The 19,312-nt window shown below is 60.7% G+C and carries 19 protein-coding genes; 10 read left to right on the forward strand and 9 right to left on the reverse strand.

Annotated features, from left to right (window positions below):
• Window positions 1-242: 242 nt before the first annotated feature.
• A complete protein-coding gene (locus ACP7B1_RS16000; protein ID WP_346305133.1) occupies window positions 243-1,295 on the reverse strand; it encodes a YdcF family protein in 1,053 nt (350 codons plus the stop codon).
• A gap of 161 nt (window positions 1,296-1,456) precedes the next feature.
• Between ACP7B1_RS16000 and ACP7B1_RS16005 the strand changes: the two genes are divergently transcribed.
• Together ACP7B1_RS16005 and ACP7B1_RS16010 are read left to right on the forward strand one after the other, a co-directional pair.
• Entirely contained in the window at window positions 1,457-1,744 is a 288-nt protein-coding gene (locus tag ACP7B1_RS16005; RefSeq protein WP_346305132.1) for a YciI family protein, read from the forward strand.
• 183 nt (window positions 1,745-1,927) lie between these two features.
• The gene (locus ACP7B1_RS16010) at window positions 1,928-2,857 is read left to right on the forward strand and encodes a TauD/TfdA dioxygenase family protein (protein ID WP_346305131.1); all 930 of its coding nucleotides are present in this window, start codon (window positions 1,928-1,930) and stop codon (window positions 2,855-2,857) included.
• A 38-nt stretch (window positions 2,858-2,895) separates the two neighbouring features.
• Here ACP7B1_RS16010 and ACP7B1_RS16015 read toward each other — a convergent pair whose 3' ends face one another.
• From ACP7B1_RS16015 to ACP7B1_RS16045, 7 genes are all read right to left on the reverse strand, one after another.
• Window positions 2,896-3,441, reverse strand: a complete 546-nt coding sequence (locus ACP7B1_RS16015) for a DUF1254 domain-containing protein (protein ID WP_346305130.1) — start codon at window positions 3,439-3,441, stop codon at window positions 2,896-2,898.
• Window positions 3,434-4,018: a DUF1214 domain-containing protein gene (locus ACP7B1_RS16020; protein ID WP_346305129.1), complete on the reverse strand. Its 585-nt coding sequence runs from the start codon at window positions 4,016-4,018 to the stop codon at window positions 3,434-3,436. Before ACP7B1_RS16020 ends, ACP7B1_RS16015 begins: the two co-directional genes overlap by 8 nt.
• A 71-nt stretch (window positions 4,019-4,089) precedes the next feature.
• On the reverse strand, window positions 4,090-5,133 hold the full coding sequence (locus tag ACP7B1_RS16025; protein WP_346305128.1) for a spore coat U domain-containing protein: 1,044 nt from the start codon (window positions 5,131-5,133) through the stop codon (window positions 4,090-4,092).
• Between the two features lie 14 nt (window positions 5,134-5,147).
• Entirely contained in the window at window positions 5,148-7,565 is a 2,418-nt protein-coding gene (locus ACP7B1_RS16030; protein ID WP_346305127.1) for a fimbria/pilus outer membrane usher protein, read from the reverse strand.
• On the reverse strand, window positions 7,531-8,268 hold the full coding sequence (locus ACP7B1_RS16035) for a molecular chaperone (RefSeq protein ID WP_346305126.1): 738 nt from the start codon (window positions 8,266-8,268) through the stop codon (window positions 7,531-7,533). Before ACP7B1_RS16035 ends, ACP7B1_RS16030 begins: the two co-directional genes overlap by 35 nt.
• A 173-nt stretch (window positions 8,269-8,441) precedes the next feature.
• Window positions 8,442-8,990: a spore coat U domain-containing protein gene (locus tag ACP7B1_RS16040; RefSeq protein ID WP_346305125.1), complete on the reverse strand. Its 549-nt coding sequence runs from the start codon at window positions 8,988-8,990 to the stop codon at window positions 8,442-8,444.
• A 95-nt stretch (window positions 8,991-9,085) separates the two neighbouring features.
• On the reverse strand, window positions 9,086-9,619 hold the full coding sequence (locus ACP7B1_RS16045; protein ID WP_426137109.1) for a Csu type fimbrial protein: 534 nt from the start codon (window positions 9,617-9,619) through the stop codon (window positions 9,086-9,088).
• Between the two features lie 193 nt (window positions 9,620-9,812).
• Between ACP7B1_RS16045 and ACP7B1_RS16050 the strand changes: the two genes are divergently transcribed.
• A complete protein-coding gene (locus ACP7B1_RS16050) occupies window positions 9,813-10,016 on the forward strand; it encodes a hypothetical protein (protein WP_164045357.1) in 204 nt (67 codons plus the stop codon).
• 187 nt (window positions 10,017-10,203) lie between these two features.
• Here the strand turns inward: ACP7B1_RS16050 and ACP7B1_RS16055 are convergent, their stop codons facing one another.
• A complete protein-coding gene (locus tag ACP7B1_RS16055; protein WP_426137110.1) occupies window positions 10,204-12,369 on the reverse strand; it encodes a transglycosylase domain-containing protein in 2,166 nt (721 codons plus the stop codon).
• A gap of 277 nt (window positions 12,370-12,646) precedes the next feature.
• Here ACP7B1_RS16055 and ACP7B1_RS16060 point away from each other — a divergent pair, with 277 nt between their 5' ends.
• From ACP7B1_RS16060 to ACP7B1_RS16090, 7 genes are all read left to right on the forward strand, one after another.
• Window positions 12,647-13,282, forward strand: a complete 636-nt coding sequence (locus tag ACP7B1_RS16060) for a LysE family translocator (protein ID WP_346305869.1) — start codon at window positions 12,647-12,649, stop codon at window positions 13,280-13,282.
• 143 nt (window positions 13,283-13,425) lie between these two features.
• Window positions 13,426-13,962, forward strand: coding sequence for a hypothetical protein (locus ACP7B1_RS16065; protein WP_346305870.1), 537 nt, complete (start codon window positions 13,426-13,428; stop codon window positions 13,960-13,962).
• On the forward strand, window positions 13,901-15,139 hold the full coding sequence (locus ACP7B1_RS16070; protein ID WP_346305873.1) for a DNA-packaging protein: 1,239 nt from the start codon (window positions 13,901-13,903) through the stop codon (window positions 15,137-15,139). Before ACP7B1_RS16065 ends, ACP7B1_RS16070 begins: the two co-directional genes overlap by 62 nt.
• An 806-nt stretch (window positions 15,140-15,945) precedes the next feature.
• Window positions 15,946-17,124, forward strand: coding sequence for a phage portal protein (locus ACP7B1_RS16075; RefSeq protein ID WP_346305871.1), 1,179 nt, complete (start codon window positions 15,946-15,948; stop codon window positions 17,122-17,124).
• 2 nt (window positions 17,125-17,126) lie between these two features.
• A complete protein-coding gene (locus tag ACP7B1_RS16080) occupies window positions 17,127-17,498 on the forward strand; it encodes a DUF6107 family protein (protein WP_346305872.1) in 372 nt (123 codons plus the stop codon).
• Window positions 17,485-18,024 carry an HK97 family phage prohead protease gene (locus ACP7B1_RS16085; protein ID WP_426137111.1) on the forward strand — a complete coding sequence of 180 codons (540 nt, stop codon included), beginning with the start codon at window positions 17,485-17,487 and terminating at the stop codon, window positions 18,022-18,024. The genes ACP7B1_RS16080 and ACP7B1_RS16085 overlap by 14 nt, the downstream gene beginning before the upstream one ends.
• Before the next feature lie 35 nt (window positions 18,025-18,059).
• Window positions 18,060-19,310 carry a phage major capsid protein gene (locus tag ACP7B1_RS16090; RefSeq protein WP_426137113.1) on the forward strand — a complete coding sequence of 417 codons (1,251 nt, stop codon included), beginning with the start codon at window positions 18,060-18,062 and terminating at the stop codon, window positions 19,308-19,310.
• The last annotated feature ends 2 nt before the right edge of the window (window positions 19,311-19,312 follow it).

The following is a 19,312-nucleotide window of genomic DNA, read 5'->3' on the forward strand; positions in this document are numbered from 1 at the left end:
GACAGCTTCGACGTCAGCGGCCTGCCGGTTGCGCAGGACACCGCACTGGTGGAAGCCGGCCTCGCCTACGATATCGGCAGGGCCACCACGCTCGGCCTCACCTATACCGGCCAGTTCTCAAGTCAGGTCAACGACAATGCCGTCAAAGCCGATCTGACGGTACGGTTCTGAACCGCGGTTTGAAAAATGGCGGCAGGCTGCGTGCGCAGCCTGCCGTTTGCTTATTGGCCGCACAGAGGCTGTTACTGCTGCAGGCCGGGATAGGCCCACAGGCCCGACACACGCATCAGGTCGCGATAGATCACCAGCCGCTCATCGGCTGAAACCTTGGCCGCTTCGTCGAGCGATGGCGCATCGAGCGCCACGACTGGCACGACATTAGCGCCGATGCCATACTGCTTCAGCGCATCTTCCAGCAGGGTCCGGGCGCGGCGCATATGGCTGGAACTGGTCACCAGAATGACGCTGTCGGCCGTGTGCCGCTTCAGGAGGTTGGCGACATTCAACACATTGCCGACCGTATCCTTGGATTTGTCCTCGATCAGTATCCGGTCGCGGTCGACGCCCTTCTCCACCAGCCACTTGGTCATCAGGTCGCCCTCGGTGACACCCGCCTGCGGCTGGCCGCCGGTGACCATGACGCGCGCCGCCGGGTTGGCCTGCGCTGCCTTCAGCGTCACATCCAGCCGGTCGATGAGCGGCTTTTCCATCGTGCCATCCTTGGCCAGCGCATAGCCGAGCGCCACGATCATCACCTTGCCGGTCAATACGGGCACATCGGCATTGGGCTTGTCCGCGATGATCTGTTCGGCGCGCACAAAACGCTGACGGTAGGCTTCCGCCTTGTCGCGGTCGAGCCCGGCGAGCGCCTGATGCGCCAGCGCGGCGCCTGTTTCATCGTTGCCGACATGGGCCAGCGCCTCGATCCACGCCTGCGCCTCGAACGAGGTCTGGTCCTTGGCCAGGATGTCCTGATAGGTGGCGCGTGCCTCGCTCACCTTCTTCTGCAGGATCTGCGAGGAGGCGACGGCAAAGCGGAAATTCAGCTGCTCGGGTGCCAGCTTCGACGCCTCGGCGAAGGATTGCTCCACCACGTCGTAGCGGCCATGCAGGGTGATGCCCTTGAAAATCTCGGCTTCCGCCTTTTTGACGTCGCCGCCCGACCAGTAATATTGCATGCCGGTGTCGACGAGGGTTTTTATGCGCTCGGCATTCTGCGGATCGAAGGCGCGGGCGGGCAGTGCAACGGTGAGGGCGAGAAGGGCGGCGGTTGCGGCAAGGACGAGACGTTTCATGGGCGCTTTCTCCAGCGGGCTGTTGGGACGGGCGCAGGTTAACCGCGGCGCACGGTTTTGCAATCGCCCGTGATCACCGCTTTTTGACGGCGCACCGGTTTTGTCCGAGGGCTCGCACGTCTATATGACAGGGGTACGATCATCCCCGCCGGAGTTATCCCATGTACATCGTTTCGCTGAATTATGTCGCGCCGCTGGACGCGCTCGATGCAGCCGTTCCCGCGCACATCGCCTTTCTCGACCGCCATTATGCGGACGGCACCTTTCTCGCATCGGGCCGCAAGGTGCCGCGCACCGGCGGGGTGATTCTGGCGCGGAGCGAGAGCGAGGAGGCGCTGCGCGCCATTCTGGCTGAAGACCCGTTCTGGCAGAAGAAACTTGCGACCTATGACATCCAGCAGTTCACGGCGACAAAGACGCAGAAGGGACTGGAAGGTCTGCTGGATTGACATCGCCGCGGTTTGAAACGGTTCCGCCTATCTCATGGGATTTGCGCGACGGTGTTTTTCATCCGGAGCGGCAGTTTTAAACGTTTGTGCCTGTGAATCGCGTTTCCGCCGGATTTGAATGATGGGGCGGGCAGTGGACGGCTGCCCGCCGCGATCTTTCAACCGATTTTTACGGGTGGCACGATGACCCATGCAAATTTTATTGATACCGGTGCTTTCAAATTCAATGTAGTGGAACTCAACGGTCGCATTGGCGCCGAAATCCAGAATATTCGGCTGGATGGCGACCTGCCTGATGCCGATATAGCAGCGATCAATGGTCTGCTGCTGCGCCACAAAGTGGTTTTCTTTCGCGATCAGGGGCATCTCGACGATGTGCAGCAGGAGCTTTTCGCCCGGCGTCTTGGCGACCTTGTTCCCCATCCCACGCAGGGCGCCGTGCAAGGTACAGCTTCCATTCTCAACCTGGACACAAGCCGGGGCGGTGGACGCGCGGACCAATGGCACACGGATGTGACGTTCGTTGATGCCTATCCAAAATTCTCGGTCCTGCGGGCGGTGGTTATCCCGGCAACGGGCGGGGACACGATCTGGGCCAATACGCACGCTGCCTATGAGAATCTTCCTGCACCGCTCAAGCTTCTGGCTGAACAATTATGGGCCGTTCACAGCAATCTTTATGATTATGCTGCGGCCCGGCCGCATGCGACCGAGGCGGAACGCCAGCACTATGAGGACGTCTTTACCTCAACAATCTATGAGACCGAGCATCCGGTGGTCAGGGTGCATCCGGAAACCGGCGAGCGCACCTTGCTGCTCGGCAATTTTGTCCAGCGTCTGTCCGGTCTTTCCAAAAGCGATTCTGCCAAACTCTACGCGCTTTTCCAATCCCACATTACCAGCCCGGAAAACACCATTCGCTGGCATTGGCGGGCGGGGGATGTGGCAATTTGGGACAATCGCGCAACCCAGCACTATGCGGTCAATGATTATGGCGACCAGCACCGTGTCGTACGCCGGGCCACGGTCGACGGGGATGTGCCGGTCAGTGTCGACGGAAGGCGCAGCTTTACCCGCCGCAAGACAGCCAAGGCTTCAGCGCAGGCGGCCTGATCATCCACGTGGGGATGCCGGCGCGCCGCTGAACGCAATCACAGCAGCGGCGCGCAGTTGGCGCTTTTCAGAAAGGCATCGACCTGGGCTTTCCAGGACTGGTCGGGCACAAAGCCGCGCACGACGACAAAGCCCTCGTTCATATCCGCTTCGATCAGCACGGAATTGGCCGCCGATACCGGCTTGGTCTTGTTGAGTTCGATCATCTGCAGCGGCCGGGCGATGACGAGATCGAGCTGGTCGGCAATGGCGGTGCGGTCGTTGATCGAATAGATGTTCTCGCCCTGCCGGTCATAGACGGAAATCGACCAGTAGGGCGCCGTGCCGACGCCGGTGATGCGGGCGGGTAGGTCGGTGATGTCGAAGCGGCAAGCCACGGCTTCGAATAGCGGATCGAGCGCCAGCGGCACGGTCTGCGCCGTCGCCTGCCGCACCACGGGGTGGAAGGCCCAGTCTTCGCCATAGTCTGATATGCGCGACCAGGCATTGCGGTCGGAATAGAGCGGCACAAGCAGCACCACGGCCACATGCACGATGCCGGCGCCGACCAGGCCGAAGAGCAGGGCGCGGATCAGTCTACCCATCGCAGCTCACCTTTTTCACCGCCGGGAAGGTCATATCAACGAGGCCGGAATTGCCGCCGACCGGCGTATCGTAGAGCGTCATCACCAGCACCATGCGGCCGGAGCCGGCCGTTGCCAGCCAGTTGCCGGCCTGAGCCTTGGGCGAGACGGCAACGATGAATGCGCCGTTGTCGCCGCGGAAAATCTGGCGCGAGTGCAGGGCCGGCGGCCGGTCCGCGCCGGGATCGAGCGGAATCAGCGCCAGATCCGCCGCATAAAGCGTCCAGAAGCGCGAATTGGGACTGTTGCCGGCCATGCGGTAGGTGCACTGGCGATTGAGCGTCTGCCCCTGGTCGTCGCGGTAGGCGTAGAAGGCCAGGCCCTCGGCGCTGCCGAGCGGAAACGCACCCTCGCGCGCGGCGCGCGCCTTGGCATAGGGGTCGGACTGCGGCGTGCCCGCATCGGGATAGCCGGTCCATTGCCCGATGGTCAGCGTGCCGAAACCGTCGAAGCGGTTCACGGCATACCATGCACTCAGCGTGCCGCCGCCGACGGCAATGACAAGAGCGATGAGGGCAAGAAGCACATTTCGAAGCATGAACGATGACTACACGCGAAATGTGCGGTGAGGCAAGGTGGTGCGGGACAATTACGATTGTACCCGATGTCCTAGAATGTCAGCGTCACGACAATCCTGTCTTCGTATGTGCCCTTAGCGGGAGCAACGGCGATGGGTGTGGTCAATCGGCCTTCGACCGTGTGTTTGTTGACCGTATTGACCGTGTTGCCAATCCCCGAAAGCTTGCTCCAGGGCGAGGATTCGCCCGACGCGGTCTTGTTGAACAGCTGATAGGCCAGGAAATTGTCACCGTTTTTCATGCGCCGCGTGCCATCTTTAAAATTTTCACCATCGCCGAGATCAAGCGTGTAGGGCGTTTCATAGGTGCAGCGCACATCGATATTGGTCGTTGCGCGGATCGCCCCGGCGCCGGCATCTGCTGCGGAAAGGGCGCCTCTTGTGCCGAAATCAATCGGATCGAACGTATCCTTTTCGCCCTTGTTCTCGAGCTGGCAGGTTGTCAGGACTTCGGCTTGCAACTGGAATGGTGTCGTAACGCGCCTCGAGTGGGCCTTAATCTTTGACAGGTCATAACAGTCTGGCTCCCCCGTATTGTCATTGTAGGTAACGCTGACGAGGCTATACGTCGACGTATATGTGCCTGCCCGTACTCTACTTTGGTTTGCACGGGGCAAGTAGGTGGCCGTCAAATCCATGCGGCCCTCGAGAATGCGTGAGCCTTTCTTTAATTTCACCGCTCCTACGTTATCTTGATTGGAGTCGGGCGACTTGAATTTCCCCTCCCATGCGAGGCTGGAATCCTTCTGGGGCTGTCCCTGGTAAAACACATTGCCGTTGTTGTCTTCGATATAGGCGCAAATCACGCCCCCCATATCAACGACGTCCTGAGGGCATTCATAGATGATTTTGGCCGTGGTGGAGGCGGAAGTCGAGGCATTTGATATCAAATCTGCTATTTTTACGGTTCCAAGCGATTCCATACTTTTCACACTGCAGACCTGCGCCGATGCAGGTGATATCGACAGCAGGACGGTCAGGACCGACAGGGCGAGAAACCATCGGCGCAGGATTATGATCTTCAAGGCTCTCGCCAGAATCGCAGGCTCGCGGCGGGCAGGGCTTGGACTGGGCATTGCACTTCCTCTTTCTAGCGGCATGGGATCGGCCCGATTTCCGGCTGCGCGCCGGGCTTTGCCGCGTAGTCGAACGTGGCATGGCAGGTGCCGGCGTTTTCGGGCAGGGTGACGGTGATGCTGTTGCGGCTGGAAAGCCCGGTGAGGTAGGTGCGGCCGTCATAACCGGCGACGGTGGGCTGGCTGGACCCGTCAAGCTGCACCGCGGCGCCGAGCGGCAAAGGCTTGCCGTCCGGCCCGGTCAGGTTGACGATGGCGGCATCGACTTTGCTGACCCCAAAATCGACGACGGCGCCGGAACGGTCGGCAGGCACGACAATCGCCTGCGTCTGGTCCGGCTGCAGATCGAAGGACAGATTGGCCGGATCGATGGAAATGCGGTTGTTGCGGTAGGACTCCAGCGATGGGACGAGGGCACGCCCGCGGGAATTCGTCTTGGCGACGCGGCGGCTGTTGACCGAGACATCGACATTCGGACCGCCCGCCTTGACCACGGCAAAGGCATCGTCGACCCGATTGGCGAGGAATACGCCGCCGCCGGCGGCAACGACGGAGCCCTCGATGGTGCCGGTGACGCGGCCCTGATCGCCGGATTGCTCGACGGAGCCCGAAAGCTGCGCCAGCCGCGTGCGGTAATTGGCGCTGACCGAGCGGGCACCGTTGCCGCCACCGCCCTCACGATCCCGTATGGTCCAGCCGACAGCGCCTTCCTCGAGCCCGGAGGATCGCGACAGGCTGGTATCGACGCCGATGTGATCGCCATTGCGCGACAGGCTGGCCGAGGCGGTCATGTCCTTGCCGATGGGCATGGACAGACCGGCATAGACGCCGAAATCCCCGCCGCGGCTGAGATCGCCATAGCCGGTGACATAGAGCGAGACCTTGTCGAAGACCGTGCGCGACCAGGACGCGCTGACCAGGCTGGAATCGCTGTCGCGCCCGGCGCCATGAATGCGGGAGAAGCCGAGGCTGAGCGAGGAGGGATCGAAACCGAGCGGGAAGGAGAGGCCGACGCGATCGACCTGGCGGCTGCGGGCGGAAACCGGTGTCTCGTAATTGTTGCGCCGGTCCGCCACCAGACCGACATCATTATAACCGCCGATCATGCGGTCGCCGCCGATATAGAAGGAATAGCCGTTGCGGGAGACCTGATAATAGGCGGAAATCTTCTCGCCGACATCGCCCTCGTAACGGCTTGCCGCCACCGAGGCATTGACGGAGCCATAGGGGCCGAGGCTTGCGACAAAACCCGCGCCTGCGTTGACCAGGCTGCGGATGCCTTCCGCATGCCCCTCCAGGGTCAGCCAGTTGGCAAGCCCATAGCGGATGCTGGCGGAGGCGGCGATATCGCTGACATAGTCGAACGAGGTATAGCCGTAGCCAAGGCGCGGAAAGCCGATTTCGGCGGAATAATCCACATAGCCCTTGCGCAGCATGCCGGGGGCAAAGAAATAGGAGCGCTGGATCACGGATTCGCGGTCGAGCGCGTCCTTCATGACAATGCGCGCATCGCCGCCGCCGCCAAGGAAGGGCAGGCCGCTGAAATCGAACGGCCCCGACGGAACCTCGCCGGAATAGACCTTCATATTGTTGAGATAGAGATCGAGCGTCGAGGGCACCGAGGCGCTGCCGCTGAGACTGGGGACGGGCGTGGTGACCAGATCCGGGCGGATACCGAAATTGCGCCTGATCTGCAGGCCGCCCAGCCGATAGGACGAACTCCACGACAGCGCGCCGGAAACGGTATCGCCGATCTGGTAGGTCAGCATGCGCTTCGGATCGACATAGCGCCAGTTGCTGTCCAGCCGGGCGATGTCATAGCGTCCCGCATCGAAGGGGTTCATCCGGCCGAGGCCGCTTGTCGACAGTGTGCCGAAAGGCGTGAGCAGCCGTGACTCGGCACTGCCGCTCAGGCTGCCGTCAAGATTGTCGCCATGCCAGTTGGAACCTGATGTGGCATAGAGGGTGTAATTCGTCACCAGCCCGAAATCCGAACGGACCGCGGAATAATCGATGGGCTCGCTCTCGCCGCCGAGATCGACAGTCGTCGGCTCGCGCGCCCGATCCGGCGCGGTGAAGGCGATCATCTGGTCCACATCATTATATTCCCAGGCCACACCGGGCAGGCTGTCGAGCGGGATGAAACCATCCTTGCCCGCGACACCGCGCTCCGCGCGGAAACCGGCCTTGCGCAATTCGTCCGGCGTCGCCGCCAGCCTGCCGTCGGGCAGATGCCGGAAACGGGCAAGCACGCGCGAGGCATGGTCATTGACCTTGACGCCAAGCAGCAGCTCCTGCCCGGATGCGGGCAGTTCCGGTGTGATCGGCGGTGCCTCCTCGGCCAGGGCGGGTGACAGGGCGCCCGCCAGACAAAGCCCCATGCAGGCAAGCCGCAGATCAAGGCGTGACGACAACTGTCTGATTGACCGCATAGTCATCCCCCTTGGCCGTGACATTGACGCTGGCGCCAGGCTGGATGCGCTGCGCACCCGCACTGACGGTCCAGCGCCGGGTCGAGCCGGGCAGGACATAGCCGTTGAGCCCTTCACCGAAGGAAACCGTCCCGGCTTTGGAGGCGACCGCGAGACCGGCGATCTTGGCATGGCGATTGCCCACATTGGTGGCCTCGGCAATCAGGGTCTTGCCGGAGCGGCTGATATTCCATTTGAGCTCGGCACCGGCGGCTCTTTCGGTGAAGAAAACCGGGATGGAATAGCGCAGCAGCATATCCACCGAAGCAGCCGGGCGGCGGATATTGACCTCTGGCAGCTGGTCGACGAGCAGCCGGTAGGTTTCCTCGCCGGATTTCAGCGGCGGGGCGATGCGGGCAATGCGGATCGTATAGGTGGTGCCGGGTTGCAGCGTCGCGGCGGGCGGGCTGGCGACCACATCGCGGCTTGGCGTGAGCTTGTCTTCGCCGTTCACCTGGGTCCAGGAAAACACCCGAACCTGGACATTGACGGGACGGTCACCCTCATTGCGCAGGTTGACGGTGGACGTCTGACCGGGGGCCGTCAGATCGACGGAGATGGGCGAGACCTGCAGCGGCGCTGCGAGGGCGGTGTTGTTGAAAGCCAGCATGGAGGCAAAGGAGGTTACGGCGAAGAACAGCTTCGCGGAATGGGATAAAGTCATAAAAAATCCAGTCTAAATATTTGAAAAATCAAAATAAATGTATGTAAATCATTATCGTTCAAAATCGTTCAAATAGCGCTTGCCTGATTTTCGGCCGGACGGGCGGAGAATGGTGTTGCGTATGAGCAACACGACCGGATCGGCGACATTGCCGCCGCCGACCAGGACATCGATCAGAATTGAACCGTCACCGTCACCGTGTCCGTGTAGGTGCCGGGAAGATCGCGCATTAGGCCAACACTTTCGATTTTGCCGTAGACCGCGATCGACTGAACCGTACCATCTGCTTCTCTCGGGAGGGCAGGCATGCCAGACCGGCTACCATCACCCCAAAGTGTAGAGTGGGACGCGTCTGAGTATAAATAATAAGGGATGAAATCTTTATAGCGTGATTTAGAAGCGTCACCACTGCTTGGATCGTTTGGCAATATAAGGCGGCGGTAAAACGGTTGAGGCGGCTCACTATTCACCGGATTCATGCCAGGGCCCAGGGCGATATTGTACTGGATGCCCTTGGTGCACTGGGCTTTGATGAACCCTTCGATGACGCGACCAAAAGATCCAACAGTAGTCGTTCCGAAATCCAGAAGGGCATCGCTAACCTTGCACTCCTTGTCAATTTTCATCTTGATTTGCAGGCTGCCGCCGGTCGAGCCTGACCAGGCGGAAACGCCGGATGCAATCAGCGCGGACAGAGCAATGATGGGGATAACAATTTTCATTGTCGCTCCTAAAGGTATGTTTCAAATTCGCTGCTGGAGAGCGTGCATTCTTTGCACGCTCTCGCCACAAGAGAGCCTTAAAATGTCCGGGATAATCAGAAACTAACCGTCACTGTCACCGCATCTGTGTATTCGCCGGTAGCAACGCCTGTTGTCAACTTCGACACACGGCCGTAGACCGAATAAGGCTGCGCGGTGCCGTCTGCGATTTTAGAGTCAACGGTATCTTTTTCTTTAGTATTTCCCCAAACGTTCTTGCGGCCCTCGTCCGAATACAATTGATAGCCGACGTAGTTATTGGCGCCAGTGCCCTTCATCCGGCGGGTGGCAACATCACCCGGATTGGAGGGATTGTTACCGGCGTTCAGCCCAATACTGTAAGTGGTGCCTTTGGTGCACAGGACCTTGATGGTGCCCACGCTATCGGCATCTTGAGCCAGAATAGCCGGCGTTCCGAAATTAAGAGTGGCCTCACCGTCGGGATTGACCTTGCATTCCTCGTTGATCGTCAGCTTAACCTGCAGAGTGCCGGTCGCCGTCCTTGACTTAGGAGGCGTTTCGGCGGACCAGCCGGCAACGGTGGAGGTGAGGAGGGCGGATATGGCGATAATGGGGACGAAAACTTTCATCATTTCTCCTAAAGGGATTGTTCAAAAATCAATGTCTGAAAATGGCTGCTGAGTACAACGTTACTCACGCAGTAGTATAGTTGCCGGTTCAACGATAACCAGAAGAGACAGGATTTCAACCCGTAAATTTCAAGTTATTCGTGATACTTTAGTATAGTATATCGTGTATTTAACCTACTATAGATTGTATTAAATGCTTGAAATCAACCTTAGATTCAACCTTGAATATGTCGCCGTGCGGCGGCAGGTGATCGCTGCAAGCACAACCTGGCCCGCATTTCCGCTGCGCGCGGGGCATGGCGAATCAGTGTTATGCGCGGTTGTTCGTGCGTGGTTCACCCTTCAAAAAGCTCAGCAAGCTCACCATGAGGTGCGTGGTTCGAAAAGCTCACCATGAGGGAGGTGGTCTGGTGCACGGTTGATCACAACCGTTGCAAAAACTAACTCCCTGCAATCCCCCACCTTCCTCATGGTGAGCGAGTTTCAAGCCAGCCGTCGACCTTGCAGATTTCAGATCCCTGCAATCAACCGTCCTCCCTCATGGTGAGCTTGTCGAACCACGCACAGCATCGCGGCAAACGGCGTCAGCGGGCGGAGATTTTCGTCGGCACATCGGGCAGTTTCAGTGCCGGTGCTTCCTTCAGCGCCTGACCGATTTCACGCAGCGAGGTGACGGTGGCATTGGAGAGCACGCGCGGGCGCTCGGCTGCCTTCAACGCTTCCTCGTCCGCCGTGGCCGGTTTGGCGGCGGCCACCTTGTCCTGTTTCGGCATCGCCGGATCGATGCCGGGAATGGGCTTCAGATCGATGTTCTGGTGGGCGTAGTTCATGAAACGCTGCCAGGTCATCGCCGGCAGGATGCCGCCGGTCAGCTCCTTGGTCGGGGTGAAGTTGTCGTTGCCGAACCAGACGGCCGCGGTGTAGTTGCCGGTGAAGCCGACGAACCAGGCATCGCGGTAACTCTGGGTCGTGCCTGTCTTGCCCGCCACGCGCGTCATCGGCAGGGCGGCGCGCCGTCCTGTGCCCCATTCCGGCACCTGGCTGAGCATGATGTTCATGTTGAACGCCGCCTTTTCGGTGAGCGCCCGGTGCGGCTTGTTCCCGTCGGTCTTCCAGTCCCACAGGAGCTTGCCGTTCTGGTCGCTCACCTGGGTGAAGGCATGGCGCACGCCGGCAAGGCCGCCGGTGGCGAAGGTGTTGTAGCCCGTCGCCTGATCCATGACCGTCATGCCCGAGGTGCCGAGCACCATGGTCTTGTGCGAACTGATCACCGATTCCACGCCCATGGCTTTCGCCAGCGCCACGATGGGCGCCGTCGTCAGATAATCCTTGGCAAGGCGCACCGGCACCGTGTTGATGGATTTGACGAGGGCCGTCGTCAGGTCGATCTGGCCGAGATATTGCCGCGAATAGTTCTGCGGCGACCAGTTGCCCCAGGACACGGCGCCGCCCGAAATCATGGTTTTTGGCGTCATGCCCTTTTCCATGGCGGCGGCATAGACATAGGGCTTGAACGAGGAACCGGCCTGGCGCAGCGCCGCCGTGGCGCGGTTGAACTGGCTTTCGCCATAGTCGCGCCCGCCGACGATGGCGCGCACCGCGCCGTTGGTTTCCAGGACGACGATGGCCGCCTGCGTCACATGGTATTCCTTGCCGAACTGGCGCAGGTGATATTCCGCCGATTCCTCCGCCGCCTTCTGGATGCCGGTATCGAGCGTGGTGCGCACGACGAGGGTGTGCGAGGGCAGTTTCTGGCCGACGCGGCGGATCTCGTCAAAGGCCCAGTCGAGGAAGTAATCCGGGCTTTCGGAGCGGGCGCGGTCCACAACCGTTGCGGGATTGCGGCGGGCGCCGACCACCTGGCCCTCGGTCATCAGTCCGCCCTGCACGAGATTGCTCAACACCACATTGGCGCGGGCGCGGGCGGCAGGCAGGTTGACGTGCGGCGCATATTTGGCCGGTGCCTTGAACAGGCCGGCGAGCATGGCCGCTTCGGCGAGGTTCACATCCTTGACGCTCTTGCCGAAATAGAATTCCGAGGCCGCGGCGATGCCGAACGTGCCGCCGCCCATATAGGCGCGGTCGAGATAGGTCTGCAGGATTTCCTTTTTCGACAGGTTGGATTCCAGCCACAGCGCCAGGAACGCCTCCTTGATCTTGCGGTCGAGGCTGCGCTCATTGGTCAGGAACAGGTTTTTCGCCAGCTGCTGGGTGATGGTGGAGCCGCCCTGGACCACGGAATTGGCGCGCAGGTTTTCCGTCATGGCGCGGGAAAGACCAAGGAAATCAATGCCGAAATGGTCGAAGAAGCGGCGGTCTTCCGTGGCCAGCACCGCCTTGATCACATGGTCGGGCAATTCGTCGATGGGCACGGCGCTGCGGTGCAGGATGCCGCGCTGGCCGATCTCGTTGCCGTAGCGGTCGAGGAAGGTGACGGCGAAATCGTCGCGCGTGCGCCAGTTCTTTTCCGTGTCGTGGAAGGCTGGGATGGCGAGCGTCAGCATGACCACGGAACCGGCGGTGCCCCAGGTGAAGCCTTCGCTGAGGAGTTCGACGACGCCGCGCCGCCAGCCCGATACATGGAAACGGCGGAAGAAGATGGTGGTGTCTTCCCAGAATTCGGCGAGGCGGAAACGCAGCTCGTACAGCGACGAATCGATCCAGGCATCAAGTCCAAGCAGAGGCGAGACCTTGAATCGCTTGCGTTTCTTCTCGGTCAGAGTGTTTTTGGCCCGAGGCTCGTTCATCATGCCAATCTCTTGTCTGCCTGTCGTCAGCCACATCGCGCGCGAAGATATGATGTAGCCGATTACGCTTAACAGCTTCTTATGATGGCCGTTATAAGACCGCGGCAGTCCGTTTCGTCCCTTTCTATCTCAAGGAAAAATTTAACTCTTTTTCTGATCAGGCGACAAGGGGCGCAGCCGCCAACACCGAGATTTGATGGAGTCCGGGGCGGTTAAAATTCCACTTGCAATTGTGTTCCGGTGATGGATTGCTGTGGTTTTTTGGCGGGAGAGAAAGAGCATGTCCATCGAACACTGGCTGGCATTTGTTGCGGCATCGGCAATCCTTCTGGCCATTCCCGGTCCGACCATCCTGCTGGTCATTTCCTATGCGCTCGGCCATGGCCGTCGCTTTGCCGCTGCAACCGTGGCGGGTGTGGCGCTGGGCGATTTCACTGCCATGACGGCATCGATGCTGGGGCTCGGCGCCTTGCTTGCCGCCTCCGCCGCGATCTTCACCGTGCTCAAATGGATCGGCGCAGCCTATCTGATCTATCTCGGCATCAAGCTGTGGCGCGCCCCGGTGGCGGACAATGCCGCCGCAGGCGAAGCGCAGGAGAGCGATGGAAGCGCGCTGCGCATCTTCCTGCACACCTATGTGGTGACGGCGCTGAACCCCAAGAGCATCATCTTTTTCGTGGCGTTCCTGCCGCAGTTTCTCGACACCTCGCAGCCTGTTTTTACCCAGATGGTGATCTTTGAAACGACGTTCCTGGTGCTGGCAACGCTCAACGCCGGAACCTATGCGCTGATGGCCTCCATGGCGCGCCAGACCATCCGCAAGCCGAGGGTGCAGCGCGCGGTCAACCGCACCGGCGGTTCGCTGATGATCGGGGCAGGGCTGCTGGCGCTCGGCTGGAGGAAGGCTTCCGCCTGACGGCGGGTGTATTGAAAGAAAATAATCATATTTAGGAAAATAGTCCTTGACTGCGTGACGGAACTTCTGTAGGGTCTGGTTATCGTCAGAAATGTGCCCGGATCACTCCGGTGGCGGGCGATCTGATCTTCCAGGAATTGGCCATGACAATGATGGGGCGCGGCGAGAGCGCGCTGTGCCGCCGGCACGCCTATGATCTCTGCCGGCACTACGGGATTTCCGCCGACGCAATGGCGCCGGTGTTCGGCATCGGCCGGACGGAGTTCGAACAGCGCGTCCGCGATGACGGGCTGACGCTTGCATATCTGGAATGCCAGAACACGGAAATTACCCTCATTCACGATCTCATGGCGCTTTTGCGTGGGGAGTTGGAGCAACTGCAACTGGGAGACGAGACGGTGACGGCAAAGACACGGCTGGATGCTCTCGCGCAGCTTGCCCGCACCATGGATCGCCTCAGCGACATGCAGGAGAAGCGCGTTGAACAGCAGCGGTCCGTGCTCATGCTGAGCCCGGAAGAATTGCGCGAAGCGCTGGTGCGCATCGACGGAAGAATCCATGAACTTGCCCTCTGCCGCGCCGACGAACTGGTGCAGCGACAATCTCAGCCCTGTGCAGATGCAGGCACTGATCAACGAATGGGTGTTCCAGGGGCGGGCGAACCAGCAACCGCCGCATAGGGATTGGCGGACATGGCTGATCCTTGGCGGGCGCGGTTCCGGCAAGACCCGCGCCGGGGCCGAGTGGGTGAACAGTATCGTGCAGGGCTTTCCACCCTTCCGGCCGCGATCATCCCTCAGCATCGCGCTGGTGGGCGAAACGCTTGCCGATGTGCGCGAGGTCATGGTCGACGGCCCGTCCGGGATCATGGCAGTATCGCGGGCCGAGCGGCCGCGTTTCGAGGTGACGCGACGGCGGCTCGTCTGGGCCAATGGCGCGACGGCGGCAATGTTCTCCTCGGAGGATCCCGACAGCCTGCGCGGGCCTCAATTCGATGCAGCCTGGAGCGACGAACTGGCAAAGTGGAAACACGCGCAGGAAACCTGGGACATGCTGCAATTCGGTCTGCGCCTCGGGGAAAATCCCAAGCAGGTGGTGACAACCACGCCGAAACCCATCGCGCTGCTCAAGACATTGATGAATGATAATGCTGTTCTGGTGAACCGCATGCGAACGGCGGAGAACGAAGCCAATCTTGCCCAAAGCTTTCTGACACATGTGAACAGGCTTTATGGCGGAACCCGGCTTGGCCGTCAGGAGCTTGACGGCGAGCTGATTGAGGAGCGGCGCGATGCCCTGTGGTCCCGGTCGATGGTGGATGAGATTTACAGCAATGATGTGCCCGAGATGCAACGGATTGTCGTTGCCATTGATCCCCCGGCCAGCGCCACGCGGAAATCCGATGCCTGCGGCATTGTTGCTGCCGGACGTGATGCGGCGGGGACGGGCTGGGTACTCGCGGATGAGAGTTTTGCACCGGCCAAGCCCATCCAATGGGCACGGCGCGCGGTTGCGCTGTTTCACCGGCTGGAGGCTGACCTGATCATCGCGGAAATCAATCAGGGCGGCGATATGGTGGCTGCGGTGATTGCCGCGCAGGACGATAGGGTGCCGGTGCGCGGCGTGCGGGCCAATCGCGGCAAGGCACTGCGTGCCGAGCCCATTGCCGCCCTGTACGAACAGGGCAGGGTCCGACATGCGGGCCGGTTTGCCGCGCTGGAAGATGAGATGTGCGATTTCACCCATGCGGGCTTGTCGAATGGCCGCTCGCCGGATCGCGTCGATGCGCTGGTCTGGGCCCTGAGCGAGCTGATGCTGAAACGAGAGGTCATCCCGCGTGTTCGCGTGGTTGGCTAAACCCCGGGTTGCTTGGAAAGGCGGCGGAATTATTGTATTGTCTTGGAGTGGGACGCGAGCTTTCGCCCGCGCCCCTTTTCTTAGTAAGTGAATTGGACCCGGATGGTGAGTTGCCAGCTCGTTCGGGTCCTTTTCACTTCTAAGGTGATGCTAAGTGGCAGATACCACACGTTCACCTCCAAGTTTGAGAGCAAGGCCTTTGCCGAGGCCGGGAGGCCCATCGTCCCGGTGCACCTGCTGGCTCGGTGCGTGCTGCTTCGCTCTCAAAACCTATTCCGCTTCAATACATTGCCGGGTTTTGCAGAAGCTTCAACGAATGCAGGGTTGAATCGTCGCTGCGATATGCGGCGTGCGGTTGTTATCGGAGCGAGGGGCCATCCCGCGTGTTCGCGTGGTCGGCTAAACCCCGGGTTGCTTGGAAAGGCGGCGGAGTTATTGTATTGTCTTGGAGTGGGACGCGAGCTTTCGCCCGCGCCCATTTTCTTAGAAAATGAATTGGATCCGGATCGTTAGTTGCAAGCACGTCCGGGTCCTTTTCATTTCCAAGGTGATGCTAAGTGGTAGGTACCACACTTCCACCTCCAAGTTTGAGAGCAAGGCCCTTGCCGAGGCCGGGAGGCCCATCTTCCCGATACACCGGCTGGCTCGGTGCGTTCTGCTTCGCTCTCAAAACCTGTTCCGCTTCAACACATTGCCGGATTTTGCAGAAGCTTCAACGAATGCAGGGTTGAATCGCCGGTGCGATATGCGGCGTGCGGTTGTCCCGGCGAGCTGATCCGTTTCACCCAACAAAGAGAACATGTCCCATGGCACGTCATTGGCCGTGGCGCCGTCGCGCCGCGAACGAAAACCCGCCTCTGCAGACCAAGGCAGCGCAAGGGTTTGTCGCCCTGCAGTTCGACCGCGAAGCGCGCTGGTCGCAGGGCGGTTACACCGGACTGTCCCGGCAGGGATTCATGCGTAATCCCGTTGTCTACCGCTGCGTGCGTCTGCTGGCGGAAGCCGCTGCCGCCACGCCCTGGCTGCTCTACGAGAGGCGGACCGAACACACGCAGCATCCGCTGCTTGACCTCTTGTCAAATCCGCATCGCGGCGCCGACGGGGCCAGCCTGTTCGAAACGCTCTACGGTCATCTCCTTTTGTCCGGTAACGCCTATGTGGAAAGGGTCAGCAGCGGCAACGGTGCCAGCGAACTGCACCTTCTGCGCCCGGACCGGATACGCGTGGTCACGGGTGACAACGGATGGCCGCTGGCGCTCTGCTATGGCGTTGGCGCGAGCAAGCGCACCATCCCACTCGATGACGGGCAGGCACTGCATCTCAAACTGTTTCATCCGCTGGATGACCACTATGGATTTGCACCGCTCGAAGCGGCTTTGATGGCCCTCGATATTCACAATGCGTCCGGCGTCTGGAACAAGGCGCTGCTCGATAATTCGGCACGGCCATCCGGCGCGCTCGTCTATGCGCCTGCCGATACGGCACGGCTGACCGAAGCGCAGTTCGAGCGGCTGAAGACCGAACTGGAAGAGGGATACACCGGCGCGGCCAAGGCAGGGCGGCCGCTGCTGCTGGAAGGCGGCCTCGACTGGAAATCCATGGGCTTGTCGCCGCGCGACATGGATTTCATCGCCGCCAAGAATGCTGCCAGCCGCGATATTGCGCTGGCGTTTGGTGTTCCGCCCATGCTGCTCGGTATCCCCGGCGACAACACCTATGCCAATTATGCCGAAGCCAATCGCGCATTCTATCGCCTGACGGTGATCCCGCTGATCACCCGCACCGCCAAGGCCATCGGCAACTGGCTGGGTCCGGTTTATGGCACCGGGTTGCGGCTGGAGCCGGATTTCGATCGTATCGACGGATTGTCGATGGAACGGGACGCGCTGTGGCAGCGCGTATCGGCAGCGCCATTCCTCAGTGATGACGAGAAGAGAGAGGCCGTGGGATATGCCCGCAGGCCGCACGAATTTTCCGGAGAATGATCATGACAAACTGGTCCGATGCCGCCTGGATTCTGGCGGCAAAGGCAGCCGGTGCCGTTGCAGGCTCCGCTGTCTCACTTGCCTACATGCTGCCGAGGGACAAGAGCGAGGCAGCCATCCGCTTTATCGTCGGCATCGTCTGCGGCCTGGCCTTTGGCGGGCTGGCCGGTGTGAAGATTGCATCCGAACTCGACATTCGCGGCCAGCTCGGCGATGGCGAACTGATGCTGATGGGCGCTGCCGCTGCCAGTCTTGCGGCCTGGACCGCCCTTGGCATTTTTTCCCGTCTGACGGCGCGCATCGGTGAATCAAAACCTCCGCAGGATCATCCAAGTCCTTCCGGCAAAAGGGATATCGCCAATGCTGAGAAATAAGAGAATTGAGAAAAAGTTCGCTGGAGTGGCCATCGAACGGGTTGAGCTCGACGGCAGTTTTTCCGGCTATGCCAGCCTGTTCGGCGAGGTCGACCTTGGCAAGGATGTCATCGCGCCCGGGGCCTTTGCCGCGTCCATTCGCAAGCGTGGTGCCGCGGGCATTCGCATGCTTTGGCAGCACGATCCCAATGAGCCCATCGGCGTCTGGACCCGGATCGTCGAGGACAGGCGCGGGCTCTATGTCGAGGGCCGTTTGACGACCGGTGTTACCCGCGGGCGCGACGTGCTGGAACTCATGCGCTCCGGGGCAATCGACGGGCTGTCCATTGGTTTTCGCACCGTCAAGGCCAAGACGGATGGCCTCGGCAATCGGCGTATCCTCGAGGCGGACCTCTGGGAAATTTCCGTGGTGACGTTTCCGATGCTGCCCTCGGCTCGGGTCGGGCAGGTCAAGGCGCAGCCGGCAGACGTTCATGCGGCGCTGGCTGCAACCCTGCGGGCGGCCGCCCGGCGGCTCCGCGCTTGAATCATTCTCTCCATTTCACACACAAAGGATTTGAAATGACCGAACAATTTTCCACTCCGGCACCCGAAGCCAAGAATGCGGGCACACAGAATGTAGCCGAAGCATTCAATGATTTCATGCAGGCTTTCGATGAGTTCCGCCAGAACAATGACGACCGGATCAGGCAAATTGAAAAACGTGCCAGCGCCGATGTTCTGACCGATGAAAAGGTCGAACGCATCAATCACGCGCTGGATGAACAGAAGCGCGTGATCGACCATATGCTGCTGAAAAAGGCGCGGCCCACTCTGGAAACAGGGATGAGCCCGTTGCTGTCGCTGGAGCACAAGACCGCCTTCGACAGTTATATCCGGCGCGGCGACGAGCATGGCGTGCGCACCATCGAAGCCAAGGCTCTCTCCATCGGCTCCGCGCCCGATGGCGGCTATCTCGTGCCGCCGGAACTTGAGCGCGATATCGGCATGCGGCTGGCCGCGCTCTCGCCCATCCGTGCCCTCGCAACGGTGCGGCAGGTATCCGGCTCCGTGCTGAAAAAGCCGTTTGCGGTGAAGGGACCGGCTGTGGGCTGGGTCGGGGAAACCGACGCCCGCCCGCAGACGGAAGCCTCCAAACTGGCGGAACTGCAATTTCCCACCATGGAACTTTACGCCATGCCGGCGGCATCCTCGTCGCTGCTGGATGACGCGGCCGTCGATGTGGAACAGTGGATATCCTCCGAGGTCGAGACCGCTTTCGCCGAACAGGAGGGGCAGGCCTTCATAAACGGCAACGGCACCAGCCAACCCAAGGGTTTCCTGACCTATGACAGCATTGCCGATGCGATCTGGAGCTGGGGCAAGCTGGGCAGCGTCTCGACCGGCATTGCCGGTGGGTTTGCAGCCTCGAACGCCTCGGACATCCTGTTTGATACGGTTTACACGCTGAAGGCCGGATACCGGCAGAATGCCAGCTGGGTGATGAACCGCAAGACGCAGGCAGCCGTGCGCAAGCTCAAGGACAATGACGGCAACTATCTCTGGACGCCGCCCGCAGCACCTGGCCAGCAGGCCTCGCTGCTGGGCTTCCGGCTGACCGAAGCAGAGGCGATGCCACCGATGACAACCGGCGGCGCTGCCATTGCCTTCGGCGATTTCGCCCGCGGCTACCTGGTGGTGGATCGCACCGGGGTGCGGGTCCTGCGTGATCCCTATTCCGCCAAACCCTACGTGCTGTTCTACACGACCAAGCGCGTGGGCGGCGGCGTGCAGGACTTCGATGCGATCAAGCTGCTGAAATTCGCGGCGTAGTC

Origin of the sequence: Phyllobacterium sp. SL163, assembly GCF_049896885.1 — a bacterium.
Lineage (GTDB): Bacteria > Pseudomonadota > Alphaproteobacteria > Rhizobiales > Rhizobiaceae > Phyllobacterium > Phyllobacterium calauticae.